The sequence below is a fragment of the Streptococcus sp. ALY_211 genome (genome assembly GCF_058314555.1).
This window is the reverse complement of record NZ_JBZFUN010000004.1, coordinates 52,482-69,231: the sequence shown is the minus strand read 5'-3', so window position 1 is coordinate 69,231 and position 16,750 is coordinate 52,482. Positions and strand designations below refer to the sequence as shown.

Genomic DNA, 16,750 nt, shown 5'->3' with positions numbered 1-16,750 from the left:
AAAGGCTTTGCCAGACAATCCTGCAAACTTAGCCCAATTCGGCAATATAATTATAAACCTCTTGGCCAGCGATGGCACCATCACCAACAGCTGTTGTAATTTGCCGCAAATCTTTTTGACGAAGGTCTCCGATCGCATAAATACCTGGGCGACTGGTCCTCATTTTCTCATCAGTAATGACCCACCCTGCTTGATCAGTAATACCTAAGTCAGCTACCATACCTGAAACAGGATCTAAACCAACATAGATGAAAACACCACCAAAATCATGATTAGTCACTTGTCCAGTCTTAACATTTTTGATAGCTACCGAGCGAACCTTGACATCATCACCCTTGATTGCTTCAACTACTGAATCCCAGATAAAATCGACCTTTTCATTAGCAAAGGCACGGTCCTGAAGAATCTTTTGAGCACGGAGTTCATCACGGCGATGAACGATCGTTACTTTTTTAGCAAATTGAGTCAGATAAAGTCCCTCCTCAACAGCTGAGTCGCCGCCACCAACGACCAAAAGCTCTTGGTCACGGAAAAAAGCACCATCACAAACCGCACAATAGGATACACCACGACTATTATAAGTATCTTCACCAGGTACCTCAAGGAGACGGTGCTTAGCACCCGTTGCCAGAATAATTGTCTTAGCATCATAGTGCTCCTCAGCCGTTACCACGCGCTTAAAGTCCCCATGATCTTCAATTCTTTCAACGATGCCATAAATATTTTCTACCCCAAATTTTTCTAAGGGCTCATACATTTTCATGGATAGCTCAGGCCCTGAGATAGCCTCATAACCAGGGTAATTTTCAATATCAGATGTATTATTCATCTGTCCTCCCGGTGCCCCTTGCTCAACAATCCCAACTTTAAGATTGCTACGACCAGCATAAAGAGCCGCTGTCATACCGGCAGGTCCCGATCCAATAATTAATGTATCATACAACATAAATCATACTCCTTTTATACAATGTTAGGCTAACATCAACCACTACATCGCATCTGTCAAATATTCAACAATAGTCACTAACTCGATTTAACCATAATGATAATTGCCAAAAAAGCAAAAGACAAGATCGGAATCGAAACCATCACCATCATAATGCCATCATATAGAGCATTTTGACGGGCCTTCACTGTCTTATCTTTTTGCTTGAGTGCGCGATAAACCAACCAAAAAATCAGGGCTAAAACCGTAAAAATCACTGCTGAAATCAACCCCTGAATATAGAAACTAAAAATATCTTTTAACATCCCACAGTCCTTTATACCACCAAAATAAGAGAGAACCGCCTAGCCTCTCTTTTGATGGTTAGTCAAATAATAAGTCTCCTTATTATATCAAACGTAAGATTTTTTGTAACTAGCAAAAAATTCCTTAGTCCGCTCTTCCTTAGGATGATTAAAGAGTTCTTCGGGACTTCCTTGCTCAAGTACATGCCCCTTATCAAGAAACAGAACCTTGTCCGCAACCTGTGCCACAAAATTCATATCGTGACTAACCAATACCATAGTTTGTCCTGATTTAGCAGCATCGAGAATTGATTTTTCAACCTCTCCAACCAACTCTGGATCAAGCGCTGATGTTGGCTCATCTAAAAGAAGAACATCTGGCTTCATCGCCAGAGCACGTGCCAAAGACACCCGCTGCTTTTGTCCACCAGATAAATGACGGGGATAGTGATTTTCCCGATCTGATAGACCAACCTTACGCAATTCCTCCTTGGCAATATCTGTCGCTTCAGCATTAGAAAGCTTCTTAACAACTTTTAAACCTTCCTTAACATTATCTAGGGCTGTGCGACGCTCAAAAAGATTGAATTGCTGAAAAACCATTGCCAATTTCCGACGCAAGGTCAGAATCTCATCCTTAGTAATCGTTTCAAAATTAACTTTGAAATCATCGATTTCAATCTTTCCAGAATCTGGCTCTTCCAAATAATTCAAACTTCGTAAGAAAGTAGACTTACCTGCACCAGATGCACCGACAAGGGCAATAACTTCTCCTTTTTTAATTTCTAAATCAAGACCATCTAAAACCTTTTGACCAGAAAAAGCTTTTGTTAAGTTGGTAATCTTAATCATTAGCGCAAATCTCCTTCCTCAACAAGCTTATCTTCAGGATCTGGAATAGACAAGCGTTTCTCAATATACCGACCAACATTCTCAGTAATAATGCTTAAGAACCAGTAAATAAGTCCTACAGCAATATAGCGCTCAAAATAACGAAAATCACGACCGGCAATGACTTGCGCTTGGGCATACATTTCTACAATACTAGCACTAAAAGCCAATGAAGTTCCCTTAGTCATCCCAATCAGCGTATTGATAAGCGTTGGCGTTGCAATAACAGCTGCATTAGGAATAATCACTCGACGATAAATTTGAATATTAGTCATCCCCAGACTCTTAGCCGCTTCGATTTCACCTGAGCTAACAGCTTGAATAGCCGCTCGGAGAGTTTCACTCACATAAGCTGCCTCATTAAACCCAAAGGCAATGACAACATAGATAAAATTAGGAATCTTATTGACATTAACTGTCCATCCATGCATATCATGCATGTAACGTAAAAACAAGGGAATACCAAAGAAGGAAATCATCAGTTGAACTAAAACCGGTGTCCCCCTCAAAAAGCTAACAAAGACCGCTTGAATCTGATAAAGAACTGGAACACGGTTAATCTTTACCAAGGCAAAGACTAATCCTAGCACCAAGGCGATCAAAGCCCCAACCACAGTTAACCACAAAGTTGTCGGTAGGTAATGTATGATACTAGGAATAGCAGCAAAAACTTCACGAATACTAAAGTAAGCTGTAAAATTATCACTCCTAGTCTCTGGAAAGAGATTAACAAAGCCATCGTAGATACCTGAATCAATTAAAAATCTCCATAGCAGAGTCCCTACAAAGATACTAATCACAAATAAAAATAAAAAGATCAGTGTTTTACCAAGTTCTGATTTCCAAAATATTTGCTCACCAGAATCAACACGAGTTACTTTTTCTGACGTTTTCTGCTTGTTTGCCATACTTTCTCCTATTACCTGTTTAGCTATTCTCTCATTTTACCACCCCTAATAAGACCTGTAAAATAGTTAATCCTAAATAAGAGATAAAAAGAAGCTATGACCTGATAGCTTCTTTCTATCTCATTTTAAAGAAGACACATAATCTCCCTTAAAGTACTTTTCACTTAGCTTCTTAAGAGTTCCATCTTTGCGTAATTCCTTCAGACGTTTATTGACAAAACTTTGTATTTCTTTACCTTTTTCTGTTTTAGCAAATAAGAAGTATTCCTTACCATCCTTATCGCTACCGATTTTGTCCTTAAGCGGGGTAACCTGAAAGTTAAAGTTTTGGCTTTCTGAAGCATAGGTAGATGAGATTTGATCGTAAAAAATAAAATCAATTTTACCACTAGACAGATCTTGCAGGCGTGATGTCAAACCAGTACTCCCATCCACATAATTAACTGTAATAAGATCCTTGTCAGGATGATCTTCATTCCATTTTTCCAGAGCCTGAGCATAATTAGAACCAGACAGAGCTTCTGTGGACTTACCAGAGAGATCTTCAAAGCTGTCATACTTGGTTCCAGACTTGGTTACAATCGCATAGTTAGAGAGAGAAACAGCGTCGGAAAAGAGATATTTTTTAGCACGTTCCTCATTGTAATTAAAGTCATTAGCTGCAATTTGATACCGCCCTGTATCAATACCAGATAAAATAGAGTCAAATTTAGTCGTTTCAAAACTGACTTCATACTTATCTGAATCCTTAAAAACAGCCTTCATAACCTCTATGTCAAATCCTGTAGGATTGTTATTTTTATCTCGAAAGGTAAATGGCGCTGTATCCGAATCTGTCGCAATGACCACAGTTTCCTTCTTACTGGCATTAGACCCCTTTGAAGAGCAAGCTACCAGCGTCACTGCAGCTATCCCCACTAAGACTGTAAACACTAGTAATTTTTTTAATCGCATATGCTGTCTCCTTCATTCTTCTAATTTTAAGTCTAACACGCCAGACACTATTTGAATAGTAACATTTTTTTATCAGCTGATAGTTAAGAACTATTCCCCAATAAAAGGGTGGAACAAATGTTCCACCCTTTTAGAAACAATCACCGACACACCATAGGCTTCATTGACCAAGACATACCTCAAACGAGGGATGAGATTGCTCAGTCCAACTTTGCCACTGACTTAAAAGGTCTGTTTTTTCGCCTTACGCTGGGCACGTCCCTTAGCCCTAGCCTCAGCTCTACGGTTGCGCTTACGCTTTTCATCTACCTTCCATTGTATTTTTTTCTTATAGCCCGGTTTGATTTTTTTCTTTTTCTTCTTAACCAGACCAATCATCTCAGTATCTAATTTTTGATAAGCTTTTTCACGATTAACTCGGCGATCACGATCATAAGTATCCTGAAATTCACCATTCTTTAACACTTTAGGAACAAAGCGAATCCCCATCTTTTCAAGATCACGGATATAACTATCATCACTCGGCTGATAGAGCGTAATAGCAGTACCAGGCAAACCATTACGCCCTGTACGACCGACACGATGAATAAAGAAGGATAGGTCTTGGGGAATAGCGTCATTAATGACATGACTAATCCCTTCAATATTAATACCACGCGCAGCTAGGTCTGTTGCAACAATATATTCAAACTCTAGTCGCTTGATCTGATTCATCGTCCGCTTACGCTCTCTTGGAGGAATATCCCCATGAATTTTAGCAACCTTAAGCCCATTAGAGACCAAATAATGGTGCAAATCATCCGCACGTTCCTTAGTGTTAACAAAGATCATCGCCATGTAAGGATTTAACTGTTTTAAAATTTCCAAAATTTGGCTATTTCTATCACGCCCCTTGGTCGAAAGCAACCAGTTGTCTATAGTATCTGCAATAACTGTCTGTGTCTTGATCTTCTCCATAACAGGATTGGTCAGATATTTTTTCAAAAAAGGTTGCAACTTTTGCGGAATGGTTGCTGAAAAAACTAAAAATTGGATCTGACTGGGTAAACTAGCTGCAATCCTATCAACATGATCCAAAAAGCCCATATCCAATGTCATATCAGCTTCATCTACGACAAAGGTCTCAGCCTTATGCACATCTAGATAGCCTGATTTAATCAAGTCATAGATTCGTCCAGGTGTCCCAATCACGATCTGAGGCTGACTAACCTGCAATTTATCAATTTGGCGAAGTTTATCCGTTCCACCCACATAATTTACCAGACGGATCTCCTGACTAGACTCAGCAGCTATCACTTTAGCAGCTTCATAAATTTGCCTAGCTAACTCACGACTAGGTGCGGTAATAACAGCTTGAACCTCACCTCTAGCCTCATCCAACTTTTCAAAAATCGGCAACAAGAAAGTATGCGTTTTCCCAGAACCAGTCTTTGACTCACCAACTAGGTTTCGCCCTGATCGAATCACAGGAATTAACTGCGCCTGAACCTCGGTTGGCTCTTGAAAGCCCATCTTTTGAAGGGCAGCATTGATATATGATTTAAAATTATAGTCTTTAAAACTCATGATAACCTCATTTACTAGGGGGAATCCCCTTTCATTACTGTACAAAAGCCTTCTCATTATATCAAAAATATCAGGCTAATAGGGAAGAACAGAAGAAAAAGCATCCTTCCTGGACACTTTTCACTCTTTATTTAACCAGCCACCAGATACCTAGGGCAATCAGACTAGTTAGACCACCTAAAGACCAGAGGAAGGCATCAACCTTCCACTCACTCCAAGTCCCACCTTTTCCGCTCAAACCACCCAATTCTAGGTGATGATGAAATGGTGTCATACGAAAAATTCGACGACCTTCTCCATATTTACGCTTAGTATATTTGAAATAGGTCACTTGAATCATGACCGAAGCAGTTTCTAAAACATATACAAAACCAATAACCAACAAGGTCCATTCTTGCCGAAGAACAATAGACAAAGAAGCCAGCATAGCCCCCAGAGCCAAACTACCAACATCTCCCATAAAAACCTTAGCAGGCTTATGGTTAAAGACAAAGAAACCTAGCAGGGAAAAAATCATGATAACAATCAAGGCCAAAATATCAAATTGCTTTTGAACGAAGGCAATGATACCATAAGCCATCAAGCTAATCACGACCGATATAGAAGCCAAGCCATCGATCCCATCTGTTAAGTTGACCGCATTGGAAAATCCAACAACCCAAAAAAGCACAAAGAAGAGATAGAAAAGCCCTAAATGAAGATGATAACCGAAGACATTGACACTGTCAGTGCCACTCGGCCGTAAGTGTGAAAAGTAAAAAATCAAGCCGGCTGCAATCTGTAAAATCATCTTTTGCCAAGGAGTCAATCCTTCATTGATTTTTTTAAAAATCTTCAAAAAATCGTCCAAAAAGCCAATGATCCCATAAATCACAATAACAGACAAAATACCAGCCGTCGCCCCCAAGGGACCAGTCTGATGGCCTAGTAAGGACTGATAGCCCATCAACAACAGACTCACCAAGGTAGCGACTAGAAGAAAAACAGTCCCCCCCATGGTTGGTGTACCGGCTTTAGCCATGTGCTGCTTAACATCTTCATGCATCTGCTGACCAGCAATCTTTTTGGCCTGATAAAATTTAATGAAGAAAGGCATGCCTACAACCGTCAGTATAAAGGCCAGCAAGCCCGCTCCAATCAATGTGACTAACATATTAATCTCCTAGTGTAATCGTTAATTTTTTAACTTTATTAATCTTTGTTTCTGAGTCGATATTTTGCTTGACAACACTACCCGATGAAGATCCCTTGTAACTAATCTCTATACCCTGCCACTTGGCAAAAGCATCAACATTAGCCTTAGTCCAGCCATACATATCAGGTAACTTATCCAGCTTATCAGTCAACAAGAGCACTTGATCACCAGACTTCAAATTAGTACCCGGACTAACTGAGCTTTCCTTGACCTTACTGCCAGTACCAACCGGTACAACATGCACAAGATTTTGACGCAGGGTCACTGCTGCATCACCAGCATTTCCCCCTTTAAAGTCTGGCATCTTATACTTAGTCTCAGCAGAAGCTGAGTTAACCGCTGAAGTAGAGACCAGCTCATCTTGCATCAACATAGCCTGTTCCATAACCGGATTGACCACGTCTTGCCAGTACATACCGCTCCATTTCTTAGGCTTTTTCAGCGTCACATACATAGTAAACTGAGGGTCCTCAGAAGGTACCATAGCAACCACTGAATAGATATAGTCATGCTCACCTTGAGCATAACCGCCATCCTTAGTCGCATACTGGGCAGTACCAGATTTTACCGCAACAGACTGATCACCAACCTTGATAATCGGCCCTTCACCTTTAGCATAGAGCGTTCCATACTCAGGATCCGTACCAACTGTAACCATATAATCACGTGTTTCTTTAGCAGCAGAGGCTGAGACAGGATTTCCTACCACCTCTGTCTTGCTAATACGGCTCGTATTATCAGAAGGATCATAAACCTGGCTAATAAAACGTGGTTCTAACATCTTACCGTCATTGGAAATAGCTGAGAAAGCTCTTAGCATCTGTGCTTCTGTAACAGACACCCCTTGACCAAAGGAAGACATGGCTGCTGTCACTTTATTATCAAGCGATACTAGACCAGAGGCCTCGCCCAACATACCAAAACGCGTCGGAAGGCCAAAGCGGAATTTAGACAGATAATTTCCCCAAGTCTCATCACCGAGATCTTGCTCAATCATAGTCATACCCACATTTGAAGAATAAGCAAAGCCCTGAGCCAAGGTCATTGTCTGACCAGCAGAACTACCGCTATTGATAGCCCAGTCATTGATCTCAGCATCAGCTATCTTGATACCATTTCCGTTAAAATAGGTCTTATTAGGATTAAAAGCACCCTCATTGATGGCTGATGCCAAAAGCATCACCTTCATAGTTGAACCAGGCTCAAAATTATTCTCATAGAGCATATTGAGCCAGTTGTAGCCATCCTCGCTCATACCCTCAAGAGTATCGGCATTGTAGGTTGGGCGCTGAGTTGTTGCTAAAATTTCACCAGTCTTAGAATTGACCAGAGTCGCACTAGCTTCTGTAGCACCACCGGCGTCTTCCATGAACTTATCCATCTTCTTCTCAAGGAAGTTTTGCAAGGTCAAATCCAGAGTCGTATAAACATCCCGACCATCAATAGTATCCTTGACAGTTTTCCCAGTTCCAAAGAGGAGATTACCATTCTCATCTTTTTCATAAGTAATCTGACCGTCTGTTCCAGACAATGTATCATTCATAGAATATTCAAGACCAGTCGATCCAACAAGTGTGACGTCGCCCTTATTGTCGTTTTGAGCCTGTGCAATCCCGATAAATTCAGATGCGAAAGCCCCATTAGGATAGATACGGCTAGCAGTCTCATCAAAGCTTATCCCTTTGATTCCAGCCTTCTTAGCCTTTTTTTGAATAGAGCGCATCTTACTGTAAGACAATTTAGCTCCCTTAGAGCCAAAGTAGACTTGAGTCAACTTGTCCTGACCCAACTGCTTGATACTATAATCTGTTTTGACTCCCAACTCATCTTTTAGAATACCCGCCAGAGCCTGATACTGACTAGGTTGAACATAAAGCTTTTCTTGAGAGGCAGAAACATAATTTTTATCAACGATGGCATACACCGTATAGGTCGTTGAATTTTCAGCAATAGCCCGGCCATTTCGGTCATAGATAGAACCACGTCTAGCAGCCTTAGTCAAGGTCATTTGATAGACATCTTTAGCATTTTTGGAGAGATCCACCCCAAATTTACTATCTGTCCCAATGATAATGGCAAAGTTAATAATAAAGACAAAAAAGATAAAAACAGCTGTAATCATCAGATTCTGTCCAACACGCTCACGATTGACCTGAGGCGTTCGACGATCTGTCGTTGCAAAGCTTAAAAATCTATTGAGTAATCGTCTCATGCCCTAGTCTTCACTCCCAATATTTTCAATATGTTCATTATCAATCGTCAAGCCTGCTTTTTCAGCTATCTTAGTAATCCGGTCCGAACGACTCAATTCATTGACTTCCTGATTAGCATTATTGAGAGACGTTTCTTCTTCATTGATTTGGCTATTGATTTCTGTAATTTCCTGCTTGACTTGCAGATTGCGACTCTGCAAATAAATAGTACTCACAGCCATCAAAATAGCAGCCAAAATAATGGAGCCATAAAAAGCAATCTCTAATCTAGAAAACTGGCGAAAACGCCGCTGAAACGCTTCTCGTATCGCACGCTCTTCTCGCTTATCTCTAGCCATACACTCCCCTACCTTCGAATTTTTTCAGCCACCCGCAATTTAGCAGAATGGGCTCTATTGTTTTCACCTAACTCTATATCTGATGGCAAAATTGGTTTACGATTAACAATTTTTACCTTTGGTTGCAGCTCATCTGGAATAAAGGGCAAGCCCTTGGGAACCTCTACTGTTGAAGCTTCCTTAAACAATTGCTTAACCAAACGATCCTCTAACGAATGAAAAGTAATAACAGAGATACGACCATCCACCGCCAGAAGTTCCAAGGCCTGCTGGATAGACTCCGCTGCTGCTCCTAGCTCATCATTGACCTCAATACGAATAGCTTGAAAAATCTGCTTGGCCGGATGCCCCTTCTTTTTTAGTTCCTTAGCCGGCTTAGCAGATTTAATAATGTCTGCCAACTCTGTCGTTGTCTCAATCGGCTTAGCAAGTCTAGCCTGCTCAATCCTTCGAGCCACTTGCTTGGAAAACTTATCCTCCCCATATCTAAAGAAGATTTTCACAAGATCATGATAATCATAAGTGTTAACAACATCATATGCCGTCAGACTAGCGTCACGGTTCATCCTCATATCGAGAGGGGCATCCTTTTTATAAGAAAAGCCACGCTCACGCTCATCCAACTGAGGGCTAGATACACCTAAGTCGTACACAATGCCATCAATGACTTGAACTCCTTCTTGAGCCAGTCGATAGGACAAATGGCGAAAATTATCCTTGATAAAGGTCACCATCCCTCGATCCACATAATCCCTCAAGGCTATTTGAGCATAATCAAGAGCTGCCTGATCCTGATCGAAACAATAAAGATGCCCCTGCTCATTCAACTGAGACAGCAGATAGCGACTATGACCTGCTCCTCCTAAAGTAGCATCAACATAGACACCATCTGGCTTAATAGCCAGCATTTCAACGGTCTCATGAAGAAGAACTGTCACATGATGAAATTCATTTGCCATAACTTTTATTCTACCATAAATTAGAGACTTATGTCCCATTATTCTACCTGACCAAGTAAAATAAGAGCACACTCCAAGATAAAGATATCCAACCACTCTAAAATGGACCAAATAAATAAGGCTGAGAACTTTTGTCTCAGCCTCTTTAACGTCTCTTTATAGTGATCTATAAAGATCGGCAGCATGCTCAGCTGTAAATCCGTACTCCTCAAAGATCTTAGCACCCGGAGCAGATGCCCCCCAGGTATCAATAGAAAGAACTTTACCATTAAGACCAACATACTTACCCCAGCCAAAGCTAGAGGCTGCTTCAATAGCTAAACGCTTAGTAACTGTCCTTGGCAAGACACTTTCCTTATAACTAGCACCTTGCTCATCAAAAAGATTTTGCGATGGCATCGAAACGACACGCACATGCTTACCTTCCTTTTCAAGAATTTCTTGCGTGTCCAGAGCCAATTTAACCTCAGATCCTGTCGCAATAAGAATACCATCAAGATCTCCTTTGGCTTCAGAAATGATGTAAGCTCCCTTATTGACGCCATCTTTAGCTAGCTCCTTGGTTTCTGACAGGACAGGCAAATTTTGCCGGGTCAAAACCAACATGGTTGGACGATTCGTCTCCGCCAAAGCACGCTGCCATGCAGCATTCGTTTCATTTCCATCTGCTGGACGAATAACATTTAGATTAGGCATCGAGCGCACGCTAGCCAACTGCTCTACTGGCTCATGCGTTGGACCATCCTCACCAACAGCAACAGAGTCATGGGTCATGACATAAATCGTTGGAAGACTTTGAAGGGCTGCCATACGAACAGCTGGTAATAAATAGTTAGAGAAAACAAAGAAAGTACCGCCATATACACGTGATCCGCCATGAAGAGCAATCCCATTCATAGCAGCTGCCATAGCAAATTCGCGTACACCAAACCAGATATTACGCCCCGCATAATTATCCGCTTGGAAGTTTGTTTCATCCTTGACCATGGTATTATTGGAAGCAGACAGATCCGCTGAACCTCCCCAGAAATAACCTAGCTGCTTAGAAATTTGTTGGATAGCCGCTTGACTTGAAACTCTGCTAGCTACAGAAGTCCCAACTTCATGGGCTTGCAACTCAACGACATCTGGCTTGACGCTAAAGGCTTCCTTATAATCATTGGCTAATTCTGGATATTCCTTTTCGTATTCTGCAAAGAGCGTATTCCAAGCATTTTCCGCCGCCTCACCACGAAACTTAATACCGACTTCAAAACGTTTAGCCACTGCCTCCGGAACTGTAAAAGCAGGATAGTCATAACCCCAAGCTTTCTTAGCATAATCAATACCCTCAGAACCTAGCGGAGCACCATGAACAGCTGAGGTTCCTTGCTTCTCAGCTCCGTAACCAATAACTGTCTTGACTTCGATGATAGACGGTTTCTCTTTTTCAGCCTTAGCAGCCTTGATAGCTGCTTCAATAGCTTCTAGATCATTACCATCTTCAACAAGGATATGCTGCCAACCATAGGCTTCAAATTTTCCTTTAATATCTTCAGTAAAGGCCATAGAAGTAGGGCCATCAAGAGAAATATCATTTGAATCATAAAGAAGTATCAATTTACCAAGTCTCAAATGCCCTGCTAGACTAGCAGCCTCTTGACTGACACCTTCCATCAAACAACCATCACCATTCAAAGCAAAAGTATAATGATCAACGATCTCATATCCCGGTTTATTATACTTAGCAGCCAGGTGAGCTTCCGCCATTGCCATACCAACAGCATTGGCAATCCCTTGCCCCAGCGGCCCTGTAGTCGCTTCAACACCATCAGTATGATTAACCTCTGGATGTCCTGGCGTCTTAGATTGCCACTGACGAAACTGCTTTAAATCATCCATGCTCACATCATAACCTGATAAATGGAGTAAGCTATAGAGTAAAGCACTCCCATGACCTGCAGACAAGACGAAGCGGTCTCTATTTGTCCAGTTGCGACTGGTCTTAGGATTCACATTCATAATATGGTTCCACAGCACATAAGCCATTGGAGCAGCCCCCATTGGCAAACCAGGGTGACCAGAATTAGCCGCTTGAATCGCTTCTACTGAGAGAGCACGAACGGTATTGACAGCAAGCTGATCAATCTTATCAAATGTCATAAAGAAAACGACCTTTCTACTTCATGAGGACTAGCCTCAACAACCATACATTACTGTCCCTATTGTAGCATAAATTATAATGATTTTCACTGCAATATTTCACTGACAATCACAAAAAAGCCCCTATCCTCACTGGATTAGGAACCTTTTTCTTACTTAGCATAATCAATAGCCCGTAATTCACGAATAACAGTCTAATAGTAGATACAATAACTATTTACTCAGACTTAGGTTTTATTAAAGTACCGATCAGTACTGTAATAACAACAAAAGATAAAATTCCTAAAACAAGGATTCCTGATCCAAATCCACCTAATTTACCTAAGATATATCCAGGAATAAGATAATCGGTATCTGCAAAAGTTGAAGCAGCTACGTTCAAAGTACCCAACAGTGGCAAAATAAATAATGGCAACCAGCTTAATAGCAATCCATTAACTGCAGAACCTAAAACCGCTCCACGTCTACCACCAGTTGAATTACCAAATACTCCAGCTGCAGCACCACAGAAAAAGTGACCAACAACACCTGGAATAATAACAGTTGTGTGCAATCCTATCATAGCTAGCATAGACAATGTACCCATAATAAAACTTGTAAAGAAACCGATTAGTACAGCATTAGGCGCATAGGAAAAGATGATAGGAACATCCAAAGCTGGCTTTGAATTTGGAACCCATTTTTTTGCGATACCTTGAAAGGCTGGAACAATTTCAGCAAGAACCATACGCACTCCTTGGAGTACAACCACAAAACCTGCTGTGAAAGTTCCGGCTTGGATAATAGCATAAACAAACGAGCTAGTTCCATTACTTAATTCGTTCTCTACATAATGTGGACCCGCTACAATCGCTAAAACAATATAGACCACACTCATCAAAAGCATAATTGACACTGTAGAATCTCTTAAAAATCCAAATGATTGCGGAACATTTATCTCCTCAGTTGATTTGCTACTGTCACCAAACACTTTACCAATCCAACCTGAAATAGCATAACCAATATTACCAGTATGCCCCATAGCCACAGTATCATTACCCGTTATTTTTTTCATGAAAGGCTGACATAAAGCTGGGGTAATCGTTAATAGAGTTCCTTCAAATAAACCACCTAGGAGAATAACTACAGCATCCACCTTTATACCAGCACTAATAAGTATAACCGCTGTGATACAAGAAACATACATCATTGCCTGACCTGTTAAAAACAGATATTTAAATTTAGTAAATCTAGCTAATAAAATATTAACTATCATACCAACAAACATAATCAAGGCAGTTTGACTCCCATAATCTTTAAGGGCAATAGCTACCACAGCTTCATTACTAGGAACCACACCTTGCGTATTTAAAGCAACCTGAAACATCTTTGCAAACGGCTCAAGAGAACTTTGCAGTATTCCAGCGCCACCGGTTAATACCAAGAAACCGACAACTGTTTTAATAGTCCCAGACATTATATCTGAAAATTTCTTTTTCTGAAGAATTAGTCCAATCAATGCAATCAAAGCAACTAAAATCGCTGGTTGAGTCACTATAGATACAAATAAATTAAGAATAGCCTTCATGATAGATCACCTCTTTTGCTTCAAGTATGAGCAATTCCATTTTGATCAAGGACTTGAATTACTTTCTCTTTAATTTCATCAGCATCAATGATGGAATTTAACGGAATTATTTTTTCATTAGGTAGATTAGTAAGAGCTGGTACTAATGTCTTTTCAGCAAAGAAATAATCAGCCATATCACCGCTAACACTACCAGAATCAGAGTGATTAACCTCAAAATCACTCTCTTCTACACCAAGTGAACTTAAAGCTGACTCAATATTCATTTGAACCATAAAACTTGTTCCTAATCCACTTTGACATACTGCTAAAATTTTCATTTTGCTTCTCCTTCTACAAATAAATTCATTATCTCATTTTCATTTTGTGCATCAAGCAAAGCTTGTAGACTCTCTTTTTTAGATAGAACTGTCGTCAATTCTCTCAAAGCTTCTAAATGAGAGTTAGCATCACTAGCTGCCAAACAAACAAAAACACTGATAGGATGACTTGAATCATGCAATAAATTAACTGGTTGACTAACTTTTAAAATTGAAATCCCTTTTTCTAACACCCCCTCATCTGATCCTGCATGAGGCATAGCTAAATGATCTCCAATATGTATAAAGGGTCCGAACTCTTTCACTTTATCAATCATCGCTTGCACATACCTATTTTCAATTTTTTTATTAATCAATAAAGGGTGTGCAGCCACTCGTATCGCCTCCTCCCAGTCCTCAACACTATCCCTAAAGATTATGACATCTTTTGTCAACATTTTTTCTAGCATAAAACCACTCCTCTAATAACTGATTAATCTAGTAATTTATTTCTATTAATTACTTCCTCATTTAACAAATAATCAATAAAACTATCATCTACCAATTTCATGATAAAATCCGTCAGGCACCGCTCTCGACTTTCATTACGATTAAAGGTAATCGCAACAACTAATCGTATATCATCAATATCACTTGACCAAGAAGATATTGGGGAATGTAATCTAATTATTATCACTTGATTGTTAGCATTATGACTCTCAAAATGTGGGAGTACAGTATTTTTAGCAATCTGTATATTTCCAACAGCCTCCCTCGCAAGAAATGCTTCAACAACATCACTATGAGACAGATAATCATTCTCCCTACAAAGATAGGTTGCTAAAAAATTATATACTTCATGCCGACTCTGCAAATTTTGATTATAAAAAATTTTAAACAGATTATGATTATCTACCATAGTATATCTCTTCTATTGCATTTCTAATTCTTCTCTGATCTTCAGCCGTTAGCATTGCGCTTACCAAAATACTTGCCACTGGAATTGAAATTTCAGAATTAATACTAGATATCACTAAATCTGTTTCAGGATACCTTTCTAATGCGTCCTGAAACTTTGAACTCGAAGTAACCTCAAGTATATCAATGTTTTTAAAATTATTTTCAATTTTAACTTTCAATAATTGTGATATCCCAATGCCTGATGAGCACATCAATAAAACTTTGATAGGCTCTCTAATCATCTCTTTAAAACGGACAAAGTACAGAACAAGGAAACCTATTTCATCTTGATTGATAGAACCTATAGCATACTTATCAGCGACCTTTAAGGATAAACTCTCTAATTCTAAAAAGATTTCTCGATAATTTCTTTTTATCTCATCTAGCATGACATTTTTTATACGAATCTTATTATCCAATCGTTTTAACATTGGACTAATATGATTAGCTAAATCTGTGAAGATAGTATCTTTATCCAATATCAACTTTTCTTTCAAAAAAGTGATATTATCAAAATAAAATCGAGTTACCCCATATACTATTTTAGGAAAATAAACATCTACCTCTTCATTATTTACCTGCATCCTAGAAGAAATAAGATAGCGATATAAATAGTAAACCTCTTCCTCAGCTATAGAAAACCCAACAAAAAGAGAAAGATCATCGATCACCTTTTGACTCTCAGTCTTTAAACTATTATCTTCAAAAAATTCAATACTAGAAATATTGACATATGCATTATTAGGGATACTTCTAAACCGCTTACTTCTAACAACCATTATATAAAGATGTGAAAATATATTAACATTATAGGGATAAGGGATAGAAACATTCAAATCAATTTCTATTTGATTGATTTCAGATAAGATAAATCTCGCAAGATCATAATCAATACTTTTATCAGTATTTGAGAGACTCAAGTTCTCCAAGTCAATCAAGCTAAAGGTGGCAACCAAATCAGCGATAGCACTTCGTAAATTGAATTCATCACCAACAATCGATATTTCACCATGACTGATTATCAACTTTAAATGATAGTCATCAATTTTTCTCTGAATTTCTCTCTTATCTTTTAACAGAACAGATTCCGACACAAAAAACTTTTCTACCATCTCATAAATTGATACAGAGTGGGGAGAAATCAGCAACAAATGTTCCAACATTTTATTACGTCTTTCTTCAGTTGAAAATTCTTCTTGAGTTGAATGAAAATTTCCTAGATGTTGATAATACAAATTTTTATTAAGTTTCAAGCCCTTTCCTGATTCAGAGTGGATAAGTTCTCCACTCTCTTCAGTCGCATTAATCTTTTTTACTAAGCGATATATAGTTTTTGATGAAACATCCAATCGCCTGGACAACTCTTCAGCTGTAATATAACCATTTCTATCAATCAGTATTGTCAATAAATCACTTTGCTTCAATTTCACCATAATGTATCATCCTCATCTATACCTTTATTTTACTCTATCAATTAGAAGATATGACTCTTTTTTTGTCCACTGCTCTGGACAATTATCTACTTAAA

At 39.3% G+C, this 16,750-nt stretch carries 16 protein-coding genes; all 16 read right to left on the bottom strand.

What is annotated here, in order from left to right; all coding sequences use genetic code 11:
• Positions 1-28: 28 nt before the first annotated feature.
• Positions 29-946 carry a thioredoxin-disulfide reductase gene (gene trxB / locus AC4HAJ_RS04845; protein WP_491079032.1) on the bottom strand — a complete coding sequence of 306 codons (918 nt, stop codon included), beginning with the start codon at positions 944-946 and terminating at the stop codon, positions 29-31.
• A gap of 77 nt (positions 947-1,023) precedes the next feature.
• Positions 1,024-1,251, bottom strand: a complete 228-nt coding sequence (locus AC4HAJ_RS04840) for a DUF4059 family protein (protein ID WP_491079031.1) — start codon at positions 1,249-1,251, stop codon at positions 1,024-1,026.
• An 87-nt stretch (positions 1,252-1,338) separates the two neighbouring features.
• Positions 1,339-2,082, bottom strand: a complete 744-nt coding sequence (locus tag AC4HAJ_RS04835; RefSeq protein ID WP_491079030.1) for an amino acid ABC transporter ATP-binding protein — start codon at positions 2,080-2,082, stop codon at positions 1,339-1,341.
• Positions 2,082-3,029 (bottom strand): amino acid ABC transporter permease, encoded by a 948-nt coding sequence (locus tag AC4HAJ_RS04830; RefSeq protein WP_491079029.1) that lies wholly within the window; start codon positions 3,027-3,029, stop codon positions 2,082-2,084. The genes AC4HAJ_RS04835 and AC4HAJ_RS04830 overlap by 1 nt, the downstream gene beginning before the upstream one ends.
• Before the next feature lie 120 nt (positions 3,030-3,149).
• A complete protein-coding gene (locus tag AC4HAJ_RS04825; RefSeq protein WP_491079028.1) occupies positions 3,150-3,983 on the bottom strand; it encodes a transporter substrate-binding domain-containing protein in 834 nt (277 codons plus the stop codon).
• Positions 3,984-4,205: 222 nt separating this feature from the next.
• Positions 4,206-5,549 carry a DEAD/DEAH box helicase gene (locus tag AC4HAJ_RS04820; RefSeq protein WP_491079027.1) on the bottom strand — a complete coding sequence of 448 codons (1,344 nt, stop codon included), beginning with the start codon at positions 5,547-5,549 and terminating at the stop codon, positions 4,206-4,208.
• 127 nt (positions 5,550-5,676) lie between these two features.
• Entirely contained in the window at positions 5,677-6,702 is a 1,026-nt protein-coding gene (mraY, locus tag AC4HAJ_RS04815) for a phospho-N-acetylmuramoyl-pentapeptide-transferase (protein WP_491079026.1), read from the bottom strand.
• Position 6,703: 1 nt separating this feature from the next.
• Complete coding sequence (gene pbp2x, locus AC4HAJ_RS04810; protein WP_491079025.1) at positions 6,704-8,956, bottom strand: penicillin-binding protein PBP2X; 2,253 nt, start codon at positions 8,954-8,956, stop codon at positions 6,704-6,706.
• A gap of 3 nt (positions 8,957-8,959) precedes the next feature.
• Entirely contained in the window at positions 8,960-9,295 is a 336-nt protein-coding gene (ftsL, locus tag AC4HAJ_RS04805) for a cell division protein FtsL (protein ID WP_491079024.1), read from the bottom strand.
• Between the two features lie 8 nt (positions 9,296-9,303).
• Positions 9,304-10,254, bottom strand: a complete 951-nt coding sequence (rsmH, locus tag AC4HAJ_RS04800) for a 16S rRNA (cytosine(1402)-N(4))-methyltransferase RsmH (protein ID WP_491079023.1) — start codon at positions 10,252-10,254, stop codon at positions 9,304-9,306.
• Between the two features lie 156 nt (positions 10,255-10,410).
• Positions 10,411-12,396 (bottom strand): transketolase, encoded by a 1,986-nt coding sequence (tkt, locus tag AC4HAJ_RS04795; protein ID WP_491079022.1) that lies wholly within the window; start codon positions 12,394-12,396, stop codon positions 10,411-10,413.
• A 217-nt stretch (positions 12,397-12,613) separates the two neighbouring features.
• On the bottom strand, positions 12,614-13,963 hold the full coding sequence (gene ulaA / locus AC4HAJ_RS04790) for a PTS ascorbate transporter subunit IIC (protein WP_491079021.1): 1,350 nt from the start codon (positions 13,961-13,963) through the stop codon (positions 12,614-12,616).
• Between the two features lie 20 nt (positions 13,964-13,983).
• Positions 13,984-14,283: a PTS sugar transporter subunit IIB gene (locus AC4HAJ_RS04785; RefSeq protein ID WP_491079020.1), complete on the bottom strand. Its 300-nt coding sequence runs from the start codon at positions 14,281-14,283 to the stop codon at positions 13,984-13,986.
• On the bottom strand, positions 14,280-14,732 hold the full coding sequence (locus AC4HAJ_RS04780) for a PTS sugar transporter subunit IIA (RefSeq protein ID WP_491079019.1): 453 nt from the start codon (positions 14,730-14,732) through the stop codon (positions 14,280-14,282). The genes AC4HAJ_RS04785 and AC4HAJ_RS04780 overlap by 4 nt, the downstream gene beginning before the upstream one ends.
• 23 nt (positions 14,733-14,755) lie before the next feature.
• Positions 14,756-15,181 carry a PTS sugar transporter subunit IIA gene (locus AC4HAJ_RS04775; protein WP_491079018.1) on the bottom strand — a complete coding sequence of 142 codons (426 nt, stop codon included), beginning with the start codon at positions 15,179-15,181 and terminating at the stop codon, positions 14,756-14,758.
• Positions 15,171-16,655, bottom strand: coding sequence for a BglG family transcription antiterminator (locus tag AC4HAJ_RS04770; RefSeq protein ID WP_491079017.1), 1,485 nt, complete (start codon positions 16,653-16,655; stop codon positions 15,171-15,173). Before AC4HAJ_RS04770 ends, AC4HAJ_RS04775 begins: the two co-directional genes overlap by 11 nt.
• Positions 16,656-16,750: the final 95 nt, after the last annotated feature.